Annotated in this window: 15 protein-coding genes; 7 read left to right on the top strand and 8 right to left on the bottom strand. The window is 66.0% G+C overall.

Annotated features, from left to right (window positions below):
- Positions 1-23: 23 nt before the first annotated feature.
- The 7 genes from ACE3QW_RS01900 to ACE3QW_RS01870 all read right to left on the bottom strand — a co-directional run bounded on the left by ACE3QW_RS01900 (position 24) and on the right by ACE3QW_RS01870 (position 6645).
- Positions 24-1202: an iron-containing alcohol dehydrogenase gene (locus ACE3QW_RS01900; protein ID WP_374250222.1), complete on the bottom strand. Its 1179-nt coding sequence runs from the start codon at positions 1200-1202 to the stop codon at positions 24-26.
- Between the two features lie 10 nt (positions 1203-1212).
- The gene (locus tag ACE3QW_RS01895) at positions 1213-2691 is read right to left on the bottom strand and encodes an aldehyde dehydrogenase (RefSeq protein WP_374250221.1); all 1479 of its coding nucleotides are present in this window, start codon (positions 2689-2691) and stop codon (positions 1213-1215) included.
- Entirely contained in the window at positions 2688-3557 is an 870-nt protein-coding gene (locus tag ACE3QW_RS01890) for an alpha/beta fold hydrolase (RefSeq protein ID WP_374250220.1), read from the bottom strand. The genes ACE3QW_RS01895 and ACE3QW_RS01890 overlap by 4 nt, the downstream gene beginning before the upstream one ends.
- Entirely contained in the window at positions 3550-4134 is a 585-nt protein-coding gene (locus ACE3QW_RS01885) for an amino acid synthesis family protein (RefSeq protein ID WP_374250219.1), read from the bottom strand. The genes ACE3QW_RS01890 and ACE3QW_RS01885 overlap by 8 nt, the downstream gene beginning before the upstream one ends.
- A gap of 77 nt (positions 4135-4211) precedes the next feature.
- Positions 4212-4940: an amino acid ABC transporter ATP-binding protein gene (locus tag ACE3QW_RS01880; RefSeq protein ID WP_374250254.1), complete on the bottom strand. Its 729-nt coding sequence runs from the start codon at positions 4938-4940 to the stop codon at positions 4212-4214.
- A 49-nt stretch (positions 4941-4989) separates the two neighbouring features.
- On the bottom strand, positions 4990-5685 hold the full coding sequence (locus tag ACE3QW_RS01875; protein ID WP_374250218.1) for an amino acid ABC transporter permease: 696 nt from the start codon (positions 5683-5685) through the stop codon (positions 4990-4992).
- 93 nt (positions 5686-5778) lie between these two features.
- Positions 5779-6645, bottom strand: a complete 867-nt coding sequence (locus ACE3QW_RS01870) for an ABC transporter substrate-binding protein (RefSeq protein ID WP_051679137.1) — start codon at positions 6643-6645, stop codon at positions 5779-5781.
- A 164-nt stretch (positions 6646-6809) separates the two neighbouring features.
- Between ACE3QW_RS01870 and ACE3QW_RS01865 the strand changes: the two genes are divergently transcribed.
- On the top strand, positions 6810-7496 hold the full coding sequence (locus tag ACE3QW_RS01865; protein WP_029557829.1) for a GntR family transcriptional regulator: 687 nt from the start codon (positions 6810-6812) through the stop codon (positions 7494-7496).
- Between the two features lie 247 nt (positions 7497-7743).
- Here ACE3QW_RS01865 and ACE3QW_RS01860 read toward each other — a convergent pair whose 3' ends face one another.
- The gene (locus tag ACE3QW_RS01860; RefSeq protein ID WP_374250217.1) at positions 7744-8721 is read right to left on the bottom strand and encodes a LysR family transcriptional regulator; all 978 of its coding nucleotides are present in this window, start codon (positions 8719-8721) and stop codon (positions 7744-7746) included.
- Between the two features lie 454 nt (positions 8722-9175).
- Here ACE3QW_RS01860 and glsA point away from each other — a divergent pair, with 454 nt between their 5' ends.
- The 6 genes from glsA (at position 9176) to ACE3QW_RS01830 (ending at position 16033) form a co-directional block, all read left to right on the top strand.
- Positions 9176-10171, top strand: coding sequence for a glutaminase A (gene glsA, locus ACE3QW_RS01855; RefSeq protein WP_374250215.1), 996 nt, complete (start codon positions 9176-9178; stop codon positions 10169-10171).
- Between the two features lie 41 nt (positions 10172-10212).
- Complete coding sequence (locus ACE3QW_RS01850) at positions 10213-11868, top strand: MFS transporter (RefSeq protein WP_374250214.1); 1656 nt, start codon at positions 10213-10215, stop codon at positions 11866-11868.
- Positions 11869-12381: 513 nt separating this feature from the next.
- Positions 12382-13302 (top strand): LysR family transcriptional regulator, encoded by a 921-nt coding sequence (locus ACE3QW_RS01845; protein ID WP_024279796.1) that lies wholly within the window; start codon positions 12382-12384, stop codon positions 13300-13302.
- A 117-nt stretch (positions 13303-13419) separates the two neighbouring features.
- Positions 13420-14226 carry a carbon-nitrogen hydrolase family protein gene (locus ACE3QW_RS01840; protein WP_374250213.1) on the top strand — a complete coding sequence of 269 codons (807 nt, stop codon included), beginning with the start codon at positions 13420-13422 and terminating at the stop codon, positions 14224-14226.
- A 14-nt stretch (positions 14227-14240) separates the two neighbouring features.
- The gene (locus ACE3QW_RS01835; protein ID WP_374250212.1) at positions 14241-14909 is read left to right on the top strand and encodes an RraA family protein; all 669 of its coding nucleotides are present in this window, start codon (positions 14241-14243) and stop codon (positions 14907-14909) included.
- Positions 14910-14986: 77 nt separating this feature from the next.
- The gene (locus ACE3QW_RS01830; protein ID WP_024279799.1) at positions 14987-16033 is read left to right on the top strand and encodes an ABC transporter substrate-binding protein; all 1047 of its coding nucleotides are present in this window, start codon (positions 14987-14989) and stop codon (positions 16031-16033) included.
- Positions 16034-16041 lie beyond the last annotated feature (8 nt).

Genomic DNA, 16041 nt, shown 5'->3' with positions numbered 1-16041 from the left:
GCAACGCAAACGTTGCCCCGCCATCACCCGCGGATGGCTCCGCCGTCCCAGGCGATCTCGTAGAGACGGACGATCTCGTCTTCGGACGGAATGCGCGGATTATTCCCCGGGGTGCCGGAGGCGAGGGCCTGGCGGGCCATCTCCGGCCGCAGGCGGAAATAGGCCTCCTCATCCACGCCATAGGCCTTGGGGGTCGGAACCTCCAGGCGGGCGTTGAGCTCCCGGAAGCCCGTCACCAGGGCATGCCCGGCCTCTTCATCCCCCATGGTCGCCCGCGCCCAGCCGAGCGCGCGGGCGGCCGCGGCGTAGCCGTCGGGCGCAGCGGAAAGGGAATATTCCGTCACGAGCGGCAGGAGCATGGCGTTGGAGAGGCCGTGGGGCACATGGAAGAAGGCGCCGATGGGCCGGCTCAGCCCATGAATGAGGGCGGTGGACGTGTTGGACACCGCAAGCCCCGCATGGGTTGCCCCCAGCATCATGGCCTCGCGCGCGGCGCGGTTCGACGGTTCGCGCGCGACCGTCTCCAGATTCGCGCCGATCAGCCTGAGCGCTGAGAGCGCCAGCGCTTCAGCGTGGGCGTTGCCGTTGCGATTGATGAGGGCTTCCAGCGCATGGGTCAGGGCATCGAGCCCCGTGTCCACGGTGACCCGGAACGGGCAGGAGAGGGTCAGTTCGTAGTCAACGATGGCTGCGACCGGAAGGGCCGCGGTACCGAGGATCAGCATCTTCTCCTGCGCAGCCGTGTCGGACACGACGCAGGCGCGGGTGACTTCGCTGCCGGTGCCGGCGGTCGTGGGGATGGCCACCAGCGGCATCACCTGAAGATCCACGATGCGCGGCACTTTCAGGGCATGCACGTCCTCGCCCGTGCTCGCGAGGATCGCCGCCGCTTTCGCCGTGTCGATGGCGCTGCCGCCGCCGAAGCCAATGACGCCATCGTGGGAGCCGGAGCGGATCTCGTCGGCCGCCGCGATCACGCTGGTGTCGGTCGGATCTTCCACCACCGCCGAGAACACGCCGAGGCCCAGCCCCGCCTCCCGCATGGCGGCGATGGCCGTATCGGCGAGGCCCAGCCTGAAAATGGTGGGGTCGACGACCAGCATGGGCCGTCTCACGCCGAGGCGGCCCAGCAAAGGCACGAGCTGGGAGAGGCTGCCGCCGCCGATCAGAAGCTCGCGCGGGGTCAGGATGCGGTTGATCATGCAGCAGTCCTCAGCGCATCACGAAGGGATCGGGGATCGGGGCGTCGGACGTGTTGATCCACACCGATTTTGTGCGCGTGTAGTCGCGGATGGAATCCATGCCCGCCTCGCGGCCGAGGCCGGACATGCCATATCCGCCGAACGGCACCATGGGCGAGACGGCGCGATAGGTGTTCACCCAGACGATGCCGGCATGGATCTTCGCCGTCATGCGGTGGGCACGGGCGAGATTGGTGGTGAAGACACCGCTGGCGAGGCCGAAGACGGTGTCGTTCGCCTTGGCGACCGCCTCCTCCTCCGTGTCGAACACGGAGGCGCTCAGGACCGGACCGAAGAATTCCTCGCGGAAGCAGGGCAAGTCGGTGTCGTGGGAAAAGAGGATGGTGGGGGAGACGTAATAGCCCTGGGACAGGCCCCGGGGCCGGCTGCCGCCCGTGATGCACTCGGCCCCCTGCACGATGCTGGCGGCCACCGTGCGCTCCATGTGGGCCACCTGCCGCGCGGTCGCGAGCGGGCCCATCTCCGTCTCCATCCGCTGCGGATTACCGATGCGGATGGCGCGAGCCTTGTCTGCCAGCAGTTTCAGGAAGGGCTGTGCGACCTTCCGCTCCACCAGCAGCCGCGAACCCGCCGTGCAGCTCTGCCCGCTGGCGGCGAAAATGCCTGCAACCACGGCGTTGGCTGCGCTTTCGAGATCGGCGTCGTTGAACACCACGACGGGAGACTTGCCGCCCAGCTCAAGGGTGGTGAAAGCGAGGTTCTCCGCGCTGTTGCGCACGATATGCCGCGCCGTCGCCGGCCCGCCGGTGAACGCGATGCGGGACACGAGCGGATGGGTGGTCAGCGCTTTCCCGCACTCGGGCCCGAAGCCGGTCAGGATGTTGACCACCCCCGGCGGGAAGCCGGCCTGATGCACGAGCTTGGCGAAGGCGAGAAGCGGCGCCGGGCCATCCTCGGACGCCTTCAGCACCACGGCGCAGCCGGCGGCAAGCGCGGGGGCGAGCTTCACCGCGGACAGGAAGAGCTGGGAATTCCATGGCACGATGGCCGCGACCACGCCGATGGGCTCGGGGCGCAGCGTGACGTCGAGGTCCGGCTTGTCGATGGGCACGACGGCGCCCTGGTGCTTGTCCGCAAGGCCGGCGAAGTAACGGTAGTAAGCCGCTACATAGCCGATCTGCGCCTTGGTCTCGCGGATGATCTTGCCGGTGTCGCGGGTTTCCAGCTTGGCAATCTCGGCCGCGTTCTCCGCCACGAGGTCGCCGAGCTTGTAGAGCAGGCGCCCGCGCTCGGTGGCGGTCATGCGCGCCCAGGGCCCTTCATGCATGGCACGATGGGCGGCGGTGACGGCGCGGTCCACGTCCGCCGCGTCAGCCTGGGGCATCAGCGCCCACGCCGCCTCGGTGGACGGGTCCACGCTCTCGAAACGCTCGGTGGGATAGGAGAAGACACCGTCGATATAGTGCTCGAATGTCTGTAAGGCGTTCACGGCTCGGCCCTCGCAAGGCTCGCGGCAGGCGCCTGCGCTTCGGCCAGGAAGGCGAGCAGGCTGCGGTTGACGGCATCGGGATGGGTGAGGGCCATCATATGGCGCGCGCTGGCGAGAATTTCCGCCCGGCCACCGGGAGCGCGGGCTGCCATCTCCAGCGACATGGCCGGGGAGGAATTGGCGTCGTGCTCGGCCGTGAAGAACAGGGCCGGCGGGACGAGTTGCCGGAGCGCCTCGGCAAACACCGCATCGGAACTGGCGAATAGCCGGTAGGTCAACCGATAGCCTTCGGGCCGCACCTGCTCCAGCGCCGCGCGGGTCAGGGCCGAGGCCTCGACGAGATCGTCCGGCACGGGATCGCCGAACCAGCGGGCCAGGGTCGGATCAATGGAGGCGGCGACACCCTTTTGGTCCAGTTCGTCGGCGCGGGCCTCAACGGCGCGCTTCAGTTCCGGTGGACGGCAGAAGACGGCGTTCATCGCCACCAGCCGGGTGACGCGCGCGGGATGGCGCAAGGCCACCTGCATCGCCACCAGGGCCCCCATGGAATGCCCCACCAGTGCCGCCCGCTGGATGCCCAGCGCATCAAGCAGCCCGACGACAGCCTCGCCATAGTCCTCAAGGCGCGCCGGGTCCGGCGGCAGGGTGCTTTCGCCGTGACCGGGCATGTCCATCGAGATGACGTCGTGATGCGCGGCGAGGACACGGACCTGCGGTCTCCAGACGTCGGCATTCATGCCGACGCCATGGATCAGCACCACGGGCGCGCCCTGACCCGCCCGAAGATAGGCGACCGAGCCCTCCACGGCGCCACCGCGCAGCCGGACGGTGGCGTGGCGGCGACCTGCGTCTGCGACCTCAGCCATGGAGGTCCTTCAGGGTCTCGAGGTCCTTGTAGCGGTCGCCGATGCGATGATGCGGTCGCCCACCGATGGAAGCGCCGAGCGCAATCACCAGTTCGTCCGGCGCGGGAGCGTCGGAGATGGCGAAGTGGACCGTCAGGTAGTGCGAGCGCCGGCCCTCGTCCTGCTTGTCCATCAGCGGAATCATGATGGGGCAGCCCGGCCCGCCGCGGACGTTGGTGAAAGCGAGATAGGTCTTCGCCCCCACCGCACGGCGGAAGTGATTGCCGAAATGCAGGGTATGGATGAGCGCGGAGGCGTGCTCGATTTCGCCGGAGGTGCCGCACAAAGCGGCCTTGCCGTAGCCCTCCACAGCGTCGCCGGAGCCGACGCGGCGCAGGATCTCGTCAGTCAGGAGCGCACCGAGTTCCGGCGCGATGGCCATGATCTCCGGCTTGAGGTCGTCGACGAAGCCGCGGCCGGCCCAGGGATTGGCGATCACCGCCGCAGTACCGAACAGATGGAGGGGGGTCGGCGCCGCCTTGCCACCCTCGATAAGCACCTTCTCGTCGTAGCCGACGATCTTGCGAAGCTTCAGCATGATCTCTTTTCCAAATTCCGGATTACGGCATGCCAGGACAGGAGGCGCGCAGGGGCATGGCACCGCCCCCGGCAGCCTCAGTGAGACAGGATCTTGGAGAGGAACGCCTTCGCCCGATCGCTCTGCGGATCTTCGAAGAAACGCGCCTTCGGCGTGTCCTCGACGATCTCGCCGCGATCCATGAAGACGACACGATCCGCGACCTTTCGCGCGAAGCCCATCTCGTGGGTCACGACCATCATCGTCATCCCCTCCTGGGCGAGGGAGACCATCACGTCGAGCACCTCGGTGATCATCTCCGGATCAAGCGCCGAGGTCGGCTCGTCGAACAGCATCGCGATGGGGTCCATGGCGAGCGCGCGGGCAATGGCGATGCGCTGCTGCTGGCCGCCCGAGAGCTGGAGCGGATACTTGCCCGCATGGGCCGTCATGCCGACGCGCGCGAGCAGGCCCATGGCCTTGTCGCGTGCCTCCTCGCTCTTGCGCTTCAGCACCTTCTCCTGGCCGATGCACAGATTCTCCAGCACGCTCATGTGCGGGAACAACTCGAAGTGCTGGAACACCATGCCGACGCGGGCGCGCAGCTTCGAAAGGCTGGCCTTGCCGTCGGTGATGGAGGTCCCCTCGATGAGGACCTCGCCCGTGTTCACCGGCTCCAGTGCGTTCACGCACTTGATGAGGGTGGACTTGCCCGAGCCGGAGGGCCCGCACACCACCACCACCTCGCCGCGCGCCACCGAGAGCGAGCAGCCTTTCAACACCTGAAAGGTGCTGTACCATTTGTCGACACCGCGGATTTCGACCACGGGTGTGGTGGCGCGGGCGGATGTGCCGTCAGCTGCATTCATGGCGCCCTCACCTCTGCTCGACCAGGCCGGCCTGGGGATCGTAGGCCCGGCCGAAGCGGCGCTCGATGCGGCGCTGGATGAACTCCCAGGCGGTGGTCATGATGAGGTAGTAGATCGCCGCCACCACGAAGAGTTCGAGCACCAGGAACCGCTCCTGAATGAGCACCTGCGTGCGCCGGAGCAGTTCCTCCATGGAGATGATGGAGGCGATGGAGGTGGTTTTCAGCACCCCGTTCACCGAGTTGCCGAGCGGCGGGATGATGATGCGGAAGGCCTGCGGCGCCACCACGTAGCGCATCACCTGGAACGGCGTCATACCGATGGCCCGTGCTGCGTTCACCTGGCCCCGGGACACCGCCGCGATGCCGGCGCGCACGATTTCCGAGAGATAGGCCGCCTCGTTCAGCGTAAGTCCGATGAGGGTGGATTCCACCACGGTGAACTTGATGCCGAGCTGCGGCAGTCCCGTGTAGATGATGATGAGCTGCACCAGAAGGGGCGTGCCCCGCATGATCCAGGTGTAGAAATACGCGGGAGCGGACAGTAATTTGTAGTTCGACATGCGCATCACTGCGATGACGAAGCCCAGGATGAGCCCGAAAAATATGGAGAAGACGGTGAGCCCGAGGGTCACCAGCGCACCCTCTATGAGGTAGCCGTTGGTGAGATACTCGAAGAAGCCGTCCCAATGCCAACCCTTCACGTCAGCCTCGCGGGAATGAGAGAGGTCTCGGGCTGCGCGGGGCGCCCAGCGAGGCGGCGGGGACCAAATGCCCCGGCCGCAATGAGGAAGACGTCATGTATTGGGGCCGAGAACGCGCACCCCGCCCTCGGCCCGGCCGACGCCGTATTCACCGAGCAGCTTGTCGAGATAGCCGTCCTTCTCCATGTCCTTCATCACCTCGGCGACGGCGTCCGCCACCACCTTGTCGCCGAAGGCCAGAGACCCCGGGGTGGGGTACAGACGCGACAAGGCGTGGGTGAACTCGCCGCGGTCCTGATACTGCTTCGCCACCGGATCGATGGACACCGCAGCATCCACCTGCCCGGCGCGCAGCGCCTGATAGACGGTGGCGTAGCCATCGAAGAGGTTGATGGTCATGGGCTTCAGGCCCCGCGCCTCGAAATCCTTGTTGAGGTCGCGCATCTTCTTCTCGGCATAGCCGCCGATGTCGGTGCTCACGGCCTTGCCGGAGAGGTCGTCGAGCTTGGTGATGGGCGCGCCCGACTTCACCGCCGTCGAGATGGAGATGGCGAGGTTCTCATACGGGATCATGTAGAGGATCTTGGTGCGCTCGGGCGTCACGAAGAGGCCGGCGTTGATCATGTCCCAGCGCTTACCCTGGAGACCGGGGATCATCGCTGCATATTCGGCGCTGATGTATTCGGGCTTCAGGCAGAGGCGCTTGGCCACCTCATAACCGAGTTCGATCCTGAGCCCTTTCAGCACGCCTTTCTGGTCGGCATAGGCCATGGGCGGCAGGGTCGGGCTCGTCGCCATCACGAACGTGCCAGGCTTGACGAGATGACTGTCGGCGATCTTCGGCTGACAGGTCTCCGCGCGGGCGAGCCCTGCCGTGAGGCAGACTGCAGCCGCCGCCGCGAGGGTGGCCGCACGGCGCGCGGACCGGGACAGCGAGGTCGGAAGCGTGATGGGGGCCATGAGTTCACCCTGAGGAATATTATTGTATGCCGTACTATGGCATACCATAATCTGACGTCAATCGGCCTCAGCCAGCGACGATTGGTTTTCTGAGATGGCGCTGGGTTGAGTTGAATATTCGGCGCGGCTGCGGCACCAGTGCCGGCAAGAGGGAATGCGAGAAGATGAACGCTGCCACTGAACCCCTGAGGGTTGATCGCCCCGCCAAGACGCTTCGCGAGCTGACGCTCGAGAAGATGCGCGAGGCCATCTTCTCGCAGCATTTCCGGCCGGGCGACCGGCTGGTGGAGCGCGACCTGTGCGAGCGTCTGGGGGTGAGCCGCACCATCGTTCGCGAGGTTCTGCGGCATCTGGAGACGGAAGGCCTGGTCTCCAATCTTCCGGCGCGTGGTCCGATCGTTTCGCGCACCACGGCGGCGGAGGCCTTGCAGATCTACGAGATCCGGGGGGCGCTTGAGGCCATAGCCGCGCGCGCCTGCGCCGAGGCCCGGCAACCCGCGACGATCGCGGCCCTCGACGCCTGCCTCGCCCGCATCCTCGCCGGCTACGCCCGGGGCAACTCGACGTTGGTCCTGGAGGCCACCTCGGACTTCTACCGCACCCTGTTCGCCAGCTCCGGCAAGGAGGTCGCCTGGAACATCGTCAACGCCCTGACGATGCGCATCAACCACCTCCGCTCGATGACGATCAAGACGCCAGGCCGAGAGGTGGAAGGCCCCAGGCAGATGCAGCGCATCGTGGAGGCGATCCGCGCGGGCAAGGGGGAGGAAGCACATGCCGCCGCTCTGCAGCACGTCGCGAGTGCCTCGGCCATTGCCCAGCGCCTGTTGCAGGAGCGGGAAGCCGGGTGATTGAGATTGGGTGCAGGCACCCCGGGAGCCCGTAGGGAAATCGGCGGACTGAACCACCCCTGGATTCACAGGCGCTTTCTTCCCTGGGGGGCCGGACCCTAGCGCCCGGCTGACGGGCGCTCCGTGCCGCTCTTAGCCTCCAGCGAAGCGCTCACCACGTTCCTCGCCGGACCATGACCAAGCCACTGAAGGGCAGATGACCTATGACGCCACCAAATGGCGGCATCTTACCAGGCTCGCGCCCACCTCAATTACTCTTCAATTTATCTTCCGCACCCGCCACATCTTCAAGATGCTTCAACAGCCATTTCAAGCCAGCATCTCGGTTGGCCCGCTGATGCCAGATCGCTTCGACTACGGCTTCTTGCGGAGCGTGAGGGAGAGACAGCATCACATGGTGCCCCGCTTCAACCAGCCGACGGGCGAAACGCTCGGGCAACGTGGCCACCATGTCCGTACGCGACAAGATATCTGCTACGGAGGCATAGTGCGGCAGTGAGACCGCGATATGAGCTACGGCCGCGTCATCTTCGTCCGCCTCCATGAGCAGGCGATCGATCCACACCCTCCGCCAAACTCCGCGCTCATCGAGGAACCCGTCGGCGGACTGATCGCCTGAGCCGGTCAGTTCCACCACAACGAACGGGTAAGAGAACAACCGCTCCCGGGTCACTGCGCTTCCTTCCAGTGGATGACCGCGCCGGGCCACGAGCGCCTCCTTGTCTTTGAGCAGCGGCGACCGGTGGATGCGTTCAGGAAGCTCCGAAAACCAGCCTATTACCAAGTCGAGTCGCCCTTCGTCCAAATGCTGGACGACGTCCATGCGGCTGTAGGGAAAAATTCGGAGTTCAAGCTGGGGAGCCAGTTCCGCGATGCGCTGGACGAGGCCCGGAAGGATGATGCTGCTGCTATACTCGCTGGCGGCGACACGGAAGGTTCGCACGGCTTGGCACGGTGAAAACGGCGTCGCCGAAATCGCCTCATCGAGGCGCCCGAGACCGTCGCGAACCATGGGGGCGAGTTCGCGCGCCCGCGCCGTCGGAACCATGCCGTCATCGCCATAGATGAACAGATCGTCCCCAACCGCAAGGCGCAGGCGCGCCAGCGCATGACTGACGGCAGATGCCGTCACGCCCAGTTCCCTGCTGGCGCCGCTCACGCTGCCGGTGAGCATGATCGCATCGAAGACGCGGAACAGGTTGAGATCAACGCGCTTCAGAGACATTCGCCACCCTGTGATTGAAATTCATTGCTGCACTGAAGCAAATTCAGCGTTTACGGCCCCGCTTCACATTGGCATGGTTCGCTCGCGAGAAAAATGGCGGTAGCAGCGTGCGAGAATCGAGTGGCCGGCCCATAAATCGTGAGGCGGACGTCCTGAACATCGGCCCCGCATCAAGGTGATCCGCGATATCAGCAACGCCCCTCGCATGAAACCTCCGCTGCAACACAGTATAAATACGCCGCGATGCAATATATTCCTGAAATCATTATCATTCAAAAAAGAATGGCGGGTTGAGACTCTCTGCCTCCGGGCATAAGCTTCGGTTTGACGCTTGGCATCTGACCTGCCCGTCGTTCGCGTTTTTGCTTGTTTGAAGGAGAATGGCAGCACGCCGTCTCGGCGAGGCCCGATCAGGCTTCATCAAAACACGCCCAAGAAAAACGAGGAAACGCTCATGTTCAGAGACGACGATCTGCCTTCGCCCGCCTACATTTCCACAGGTCACCTACCTGAGGCAGACGAGGTCGAGCGCCTTGTGCGGCGGGCTCACGCGCGTTTCAAGGACAATGACGAGGGGGAGAACTCCAAGGTCTATCCGGCGCTGGAGCGGGTGCCGCGCGACCTGTTCGGCATCTGCGTCGCCGGCACCAGCGGGCGCATCTACGCCGCCGGGGACGTCGAGCACGAATTCACCATCATGAGTGTGTCGAAGCCGTTCATCTTCGCCCTCATCTGCGAACTCATCGGCCCGTCGCAGGCGCGTGCGAAGCTTGGCGCCAACGCCACCGGCCGCGCCTTCAACTCGCTCGCGGCGATCGAAGCCATGCCGGGCGGCATCACCAATCCCATGGTCAATCCGGGCGCCATCGCCGCCACAAGCCTGGTTCCCGGCGCGACCAGCGCGGAGAAGTGGGCATTCATCCACGGCGGGCTCTCGCGCTTTGCCGGCCGCGCGCTTCCTTTGAACGAAGAGGTATACGCCTCCGCGATCGCGACCAACTTCCGCAATCGCTCCATCGCCCGCATGCTTCAAAGCGTCGGCGCCATCTACAGCGATCCGGACGAGGCGACGGAGCTGTACACGCGCCAATGCTCCCTCAATGTGAGCGCGCGCGACCTCGCGGTGATGGGCGCAACGCTGGCCGACGGCGGCGTCAACCCCATTACCAAGGAGCGTGTGGTGGAGCCGGACGTCTGCCACTACGCCCTCGCCGTGATGGCGACCGCCGGCCTCTACGAGACCTCCGGCGACTGGCTCTACGAGATCGGACTTCCGGGAAAGAGCGGCATCGGAGGCGGAATTCTCACGGTCTCGCCGGGCAAGGGCGGCCTCGGCACCTTCGCGCCTCCGCTCGATGCCGCAGGCAACAGCGTGAAGGGGCAGTTGGCCGCGCGCTACCTCTCCCAGCACCTCGGCATGGATCTGTTCGTCTCGCGCCCCGAAGAGTGACGGCGCCGCGGACCAACACCAAATTTCGGAAGGAAAAGCCCATGACAGGTTCGACCCCGGCGCAATCGCTGGCGGGCCAGCCGGCCGGCCAGGACGCCAAGGAGAGCTGGGTGCCGATGATCGCCATCGCGCTCGGCCAGGTGATCATGTCTTTCAACGTCGCCTCGCTGCCTGTCGCGATGGGCGGCATGGTGAAGAGCTTCAACGTGCCGCCCACCACGATTGCCACGGGCATCGTGATGTATTCCATGCTGGTGGCCGGCTTCGTGATGCTCGGCGCCAAGCTCAATCAACGGTTCGGCGCGGTCAATGTCTTCCGTGCCACGGTGGTCCTGTTCGGCTGCGCCCAGGTGCTGATGACCTTCAGCCCCAACGCGACGGTCATGATCACCGCGCAGGGCCTGTCAGGCGCGGCGGCGGCGGCCATCGTGCCCTCGCTGGTGGCGCTGATCGCGGAAAACTATCGCGGCACCCAGCAGGCGACAGCGCTCGGCGCGCTGGGCTCGGCCCGCGCGGCGGCCGGTGTCGCCGCCTTCCTCATCGGCGGCGTTCTCGGCACGTTCATCGGCTGGCGCCCCGCGTTCGGCATCCTCATCGTTCTTTCAGCGGTGGTATTCGTCCTGAGCTTCCGTCTCAAGGCGGACCATGGCCGGCCGGAGGTGCAGATCGATCTGGTGGGCGTGGTGCTGGCGGCTGCCGCCATCGTGCTGATCTCGTTCGGCTTCAACAACCTGAACCGCTGGGGCCTCGCGGTGGCGACGCCGGCCGCGCCCTTCACCATCGCCGGTCTTTCGCCCGCGCCGGTCTTCATCGTGGTCGGCATCGTGCTCGGCCAGTTGTTCGTGCGCTGGACCCGGCGGCGGCAGGAAGCCGGGAAGACGCCGCTGCTCGCGCTGGAGGTCATCACCTCCGGCCAGGAACGCGCGGCGGTGATGGCCATGTTCGCGGTGGTGGCGCTGGAGGCGATGCTGAACTTCTCCGTGCCGCTCTACATTCAGATCGTGCAGGGGCGCTCTCCCCTCGCCACCGCCATCGCCATGATGCCGTTCAACCTCACGGTGTTCTTCTCGGCGATGCTGATCGTGCGCTTCTACGACAAGCTCACCCCGCGCCAGATCGGCCGCTACGGCTTCATGCTCTGCACGGTGGCCCTTGTCTGGCTCGCCTTCGTCGTGCGCAACGACTGGAGCGCGGTTCCGGTGCTGTTCGGCCTCGTCGTCTTCGGGATCGGCCAGGGATCGCTGGTGACGCTGGTGTTCAACGTTCTCGTCACGGCCTCGCCGAAGGAACTGGCCGGAGATGTCGGCTCGTTGCGCGGCACCACCAACAACCTTGCCGCCGCCGTCGGTACGGCCGTGGCGGGAGCGCTACTCGTCGGGCTGCTCTCCACCATCGTGCTGGGCCGCGTCGCGGCGACGCCGGAACTGACCCCCGAGGTTCAGGCCATGGTGAATCTCGACAGCATCAACTTCGTTTCAAATGATCGCCTGAGGACGACACTGGAAACCGCCGGCGCGACGCCTGAGCAGGTCACGGCCGCGGTCGTGGTGAACGCAGAATCCCGGCTGAGGGCCCTGAAGATCGGCTTGCTCCTGATGGCCGCTATAGCGCTCCTCAGCATCATTCCCGCCGGACGCCTGCCGGACTACAAGCCCGGGGAAATACCCGATCCAGACACGCCGCCGCCCGCCAAATAGGGCAGAGTCTGCCGAGGTGCGCCCTGCCTATTCAACAGCACCTCGGCAGGCCCCAGGAAAGGCGATGGCTCGTCATGGGTATCTTGGCCCAATGAGAAGAGGTGGCCTCGGTCGGCAAAGCCCCCCAGGCGCCTCCCTCGGCCTCTTGGATTTGATACCGAAACGGTCGTCGCAAAGCGCAAAGGGCAGAAGGCCCCAACCCTGTGGCAGGGTCGATGCAATCCTTTGGTCGCTTGGTTTTGGCTAGCGCGAAGGGAACTCCAATCCTCTCTCGCAGCACCGTCCTAAAGCATTGAAATTGCACGACGCAAAGGCTTGAAACGGCACAGCGCGTGCCTGTTTGTGAGCCTCCGCGTGGCCCGTGCGCGCGCACTCTCCGGCCCGCCACGACAGACATGCCAGCCGCCTTTCCGTACGGCACCCACGGTTCGCGCCCGGAAAGGCGGAGGTTGCAGTTCTGGCGGCAAGGGGCATGATCGCGCCCCTCGGTCGCGGCGGGAGCCTTCAGGGCGCATGAACATAAGGTTCCTTGAAACCTTCCTCTGGGTCGCCCGGCTGCGCAGCTTCTCCAGCGCGGCGGACCGGCTCTGCACCACGCAAGCGGCCGTCTCCAATCGCATCGCGACGCTGGAGAAAGACCTCGGCGTGCGGCTGTTCGACCGCGACCTGCGCAACGTCAGCCTCACGCCGGCCGGCGAGCGGGCGCTGGCCCAGGCGGAGACCATCGTGCGACTCGCGGCGGATCTCAGGCTCGGCGTGGGCGACCCCCAGCGGCTGCGCGGGCGGGTGGCCATCGGCACCATCGATACCGTCGTCTATGCGTGGCTGCCGCGTCTCGTGGAGCATGTGAAATCCATCTATCCCGAGGTGGACCTGGACCTCACCGTGGACAACAGCCTCACGGTGGCGCGCATGCTGCTCGAGGGCCAGGTGGACCTTGCGCTCATCGCGGGGCCGGTACTGGCACCGGGCTGCCGCAACATCGAACTGTGCAGCTACGGCTGCGTCTGGGTCGCCTCCCCGCGCCTCGCCCTGCACGGCCGCCGGCTGTTGCTGGAGGACATCGTGACCCAGCCCATCTTCGCCTTCTCGCGCGGGTCGCAACCGCACCAGAACGTGCAGAAGCTGGTGGAATCCTCCGGCCTCGACCCGCACCTCGTCCGCATCCTCAACTCCAACTCGCTGGCCACCATCACACGCCTCGTCCGCGACGGCATGGGCGTCGCGGTTCTGCCGGATGTGGTCGTCGCCGAGATGCTGGAGCGGGAGGAACTCGTTCTGCTGGAGGTGGATGCGCGCATTCCGCCGCTGAACCTGCACGCCATTTTCCGTGACGAACCCGGCAGCCCCCTGCCCGGCCTGATCGCCCACATGGCCGCCGCGATCGCCGCCGGCGACCCTCTCGATGGGCATGCTGCACTGCACACGGAATAAGCAGCCCCCGCCTATGCCGCTCTCATAAGCATTGCTTGTCACGGCGGACAATTATTTCGCGTTTGTCGGACCTTGGTGGCTCTGCTCTGCTTGCCTCACCAGCAAGGAGGCAGGTGCGTGAAGGTTTCGCTCATCCAGATGAACAGCCAGGGCGACAAGGCGGCGAACCTCAGCGCCGCCAAAGCCTTGATCGAGGACGCGGTCGCTCTCGAACGTCCCGACCTCGTGGTCCTGCCGGAATATTACGCCTGCCTCGGCGACACGCCCGAGGAGACTCAGGCCTCCGCCGAGACCTTCCCCGAGGGAGAGTCCTACCAGCTCATGTCCGGCCTTGCGCGGCGCCTGAAGGTGGCGATCCATGCCGGCAGCGTCGCCGAAAAAGACGGCAACGCCTTCTACAACACCACCCTGGTGTTCGGCCCGGACGGCAGCGAGATCGCGCGCTACCGCAAAATCCACCTGTTCGACGTGGAGATCACCGGCGGCACGGTCTACCGCGAATCCGACACGGTCAGCCGCGGTGACGAGGTCGTGACGTACAGGATCGGCGACACCACCGTCGGCTGCGCCATCTGCTACGACATCCGCTTCCCCGAACTGTTCCGCAAGCTGGCCGACAAGGGCGCCGACGTGATCGTGCTGCCCGCCGCCTTCACCCTCATGACCGGCAAGGATCATTGGGAAGTTCTGGCCCGCGCTCGCGCCATCGAGACCCAGACGTGGTTCCTCGCGGTGGGCCAGACCGGCTCCCACGCCGGCGGCAGGAAGTGGTGCTGGGGCCATTCCATGGTCATCGACCCCTGGGGCCACATCGCCGCCCAGTGCTCGGATGGGGTGGGCTTCACCTCCGCCCGCCTCGACTTTTCCTACACCGGCAAGGTGCGCGCCAACGTTCCCGTTGCCCGCCATCACGTCCTCGCCTGAGCGGAGCCTGCCCCATGTTCATCGTCAACCCCATGCCGGAGCAGATCGCGCCGGACCTCGTCGCCGAGCTTGAGAAGTGCGAGGTGGCGACCATCGGCCACGTGCTGCATTCCGGCTTCGTGGACCCCGACATCCGCGCCGTTCTGCCGGGCAAGCGGGTGGCCGGCACCGCGGTAACCCTGCGCATTCCCCATGCCGATTCCACCCTGCTGCACTATCTCACCGCCTATGTGCGCCCCGGCGACGTGGTGGTGATCGAGCGCTGCGGCGATGCGCGGCACGCCTGCTGGGGCGGCGTCATCACCAATGCCATGAAGATGGCCGGGGTGAAGGCGGGCGTCATCGACGGCCCGGCCACCGACTTCTCCGAAATCGTGCGCGTGGACATGCCCATGTGGTGCCGTGGCCCCTCGCCCATCACCACCAAGCTGCTCGGCCTCGAAGGCGCGCTGAACGTGCCGGTGAACGTGGGCGGCCAGACCGTTTCGCCCGGCGACGCCGTGCTCTGCGACGAGAGCGGCGTGGTGGTGCTGAAGCCGACCGAGGCGCCGGCGGTCGCGGCCCGCGCCATCGCCATGCAGGAGGCGGAGGTCGTCCTCCTGTCGCGCCTCGCGGCCGGCGAGAAGCTTCCCGACATCTCCGGCGCCCGCGCCATGGTGGAGGCGAAGCTCCTCTCCGCCTGAGCCCGTCCAACCGCTGATTCAACACTTCACGAGAGGCCGCCCGAGCGGCCCGGTCACCTTTCCAGAGGGACAACGAGATGAACGCAGCACACAAGTTCGGAACCCTGTGCCTCCTCGCCGCCGGCCTCATGGCGGGTCCGGCCGCGGCGGAAACCAACCTGACGGTGATGGCCTATTCCGGCCTGTTTCAGGAGCGCTACACGAAGGCGGTCATCGAGCCTTTCATGAAGGCGCATCCGGACATCAAGGTCACCTTCTTCCCCCTGCCCTCCTCCGCCGCCATGCTGGGCAATCTGCGCGCCCAGAAGGCCGCGCCGCAGGCGGACGTGGTGATCATGGACGTGTCCGTCTCCAAGGCCGGCACGGATGAAGGCCTCTTCACCAAGATCGACGAGACCAACATCCCCAACGTGAAGGATCTCTACCCCAACGCCCGCATCCCCAGCGTGGCCGGCGTGGGCGTGACCTTCGACAACCTCGTGCTGCTCTACAATGCCGAGCAGGTGAAGGAGGCCCCCAAGTCCTGGATGGAGATGGCCAAGGCGCCCTACAAGGGCAAGGTGGTGATCCCCGGCGTGCCTGATATCCAGGGCCTCGGCCTCGTGCTGATCCTCAACAAGGCCAATGGCGGCACCGACTATCTCGCCAACGTGGACAAGGGCCTCGCCGCCGTGGCCGAGATCGCGCCCAACGTGCAGACATGGGAGCCCAAGCCCGAGGTCTACGCCCCCATCATCACAGGGCAGGCGGCCCTCGGCGTCGGCTACAATGCCCGCGCCCAGGTGAACAGCGAGCAGTCCGGCGGGAAGATCAAGGCGACCATCCCGCAGGAAGGCACCATCTTCCAGATCAACACCATCAATCTGGTGGCAGGCGCCCCCGCGGCCGACGCGGCGAAGACCTTCGTGAACTACGCGCTCTCCCCCGAAGCGCAGAAGAGTTTCACCGAGACCATGTTCTACGCGCCCACCAATTCCAAGGCCGAGATCACCGGCGCCGCGCTCGACCGCACCGCCGTGAAGAACCTCGACAAGGTGATGTCAGTGGACTGGATCGCTCTCGCGCAGGTGCGCGACAAGATCGCGGAGCAGTGGCGCCGCCGCGTCCTGCCGGCGAGCCGGTGAGGGCAGCC

The sequence above is a fragment of the Xanthobacter sp. genome (assembly GCF_041911315.1).
In the GTDB taxonomy this organism is placed as follows: Bacteria; Pseudomonadota; Alphaproteobacteria; order Rhizobiales; family Xanthobacteraceae; genus Xanthobacter; species Xanthobacter aminoxidans.
Note: the sequence above shows the minus strand (reverse complement) of the source record. Positions and strands in the feature narration are given on the sequence as shown.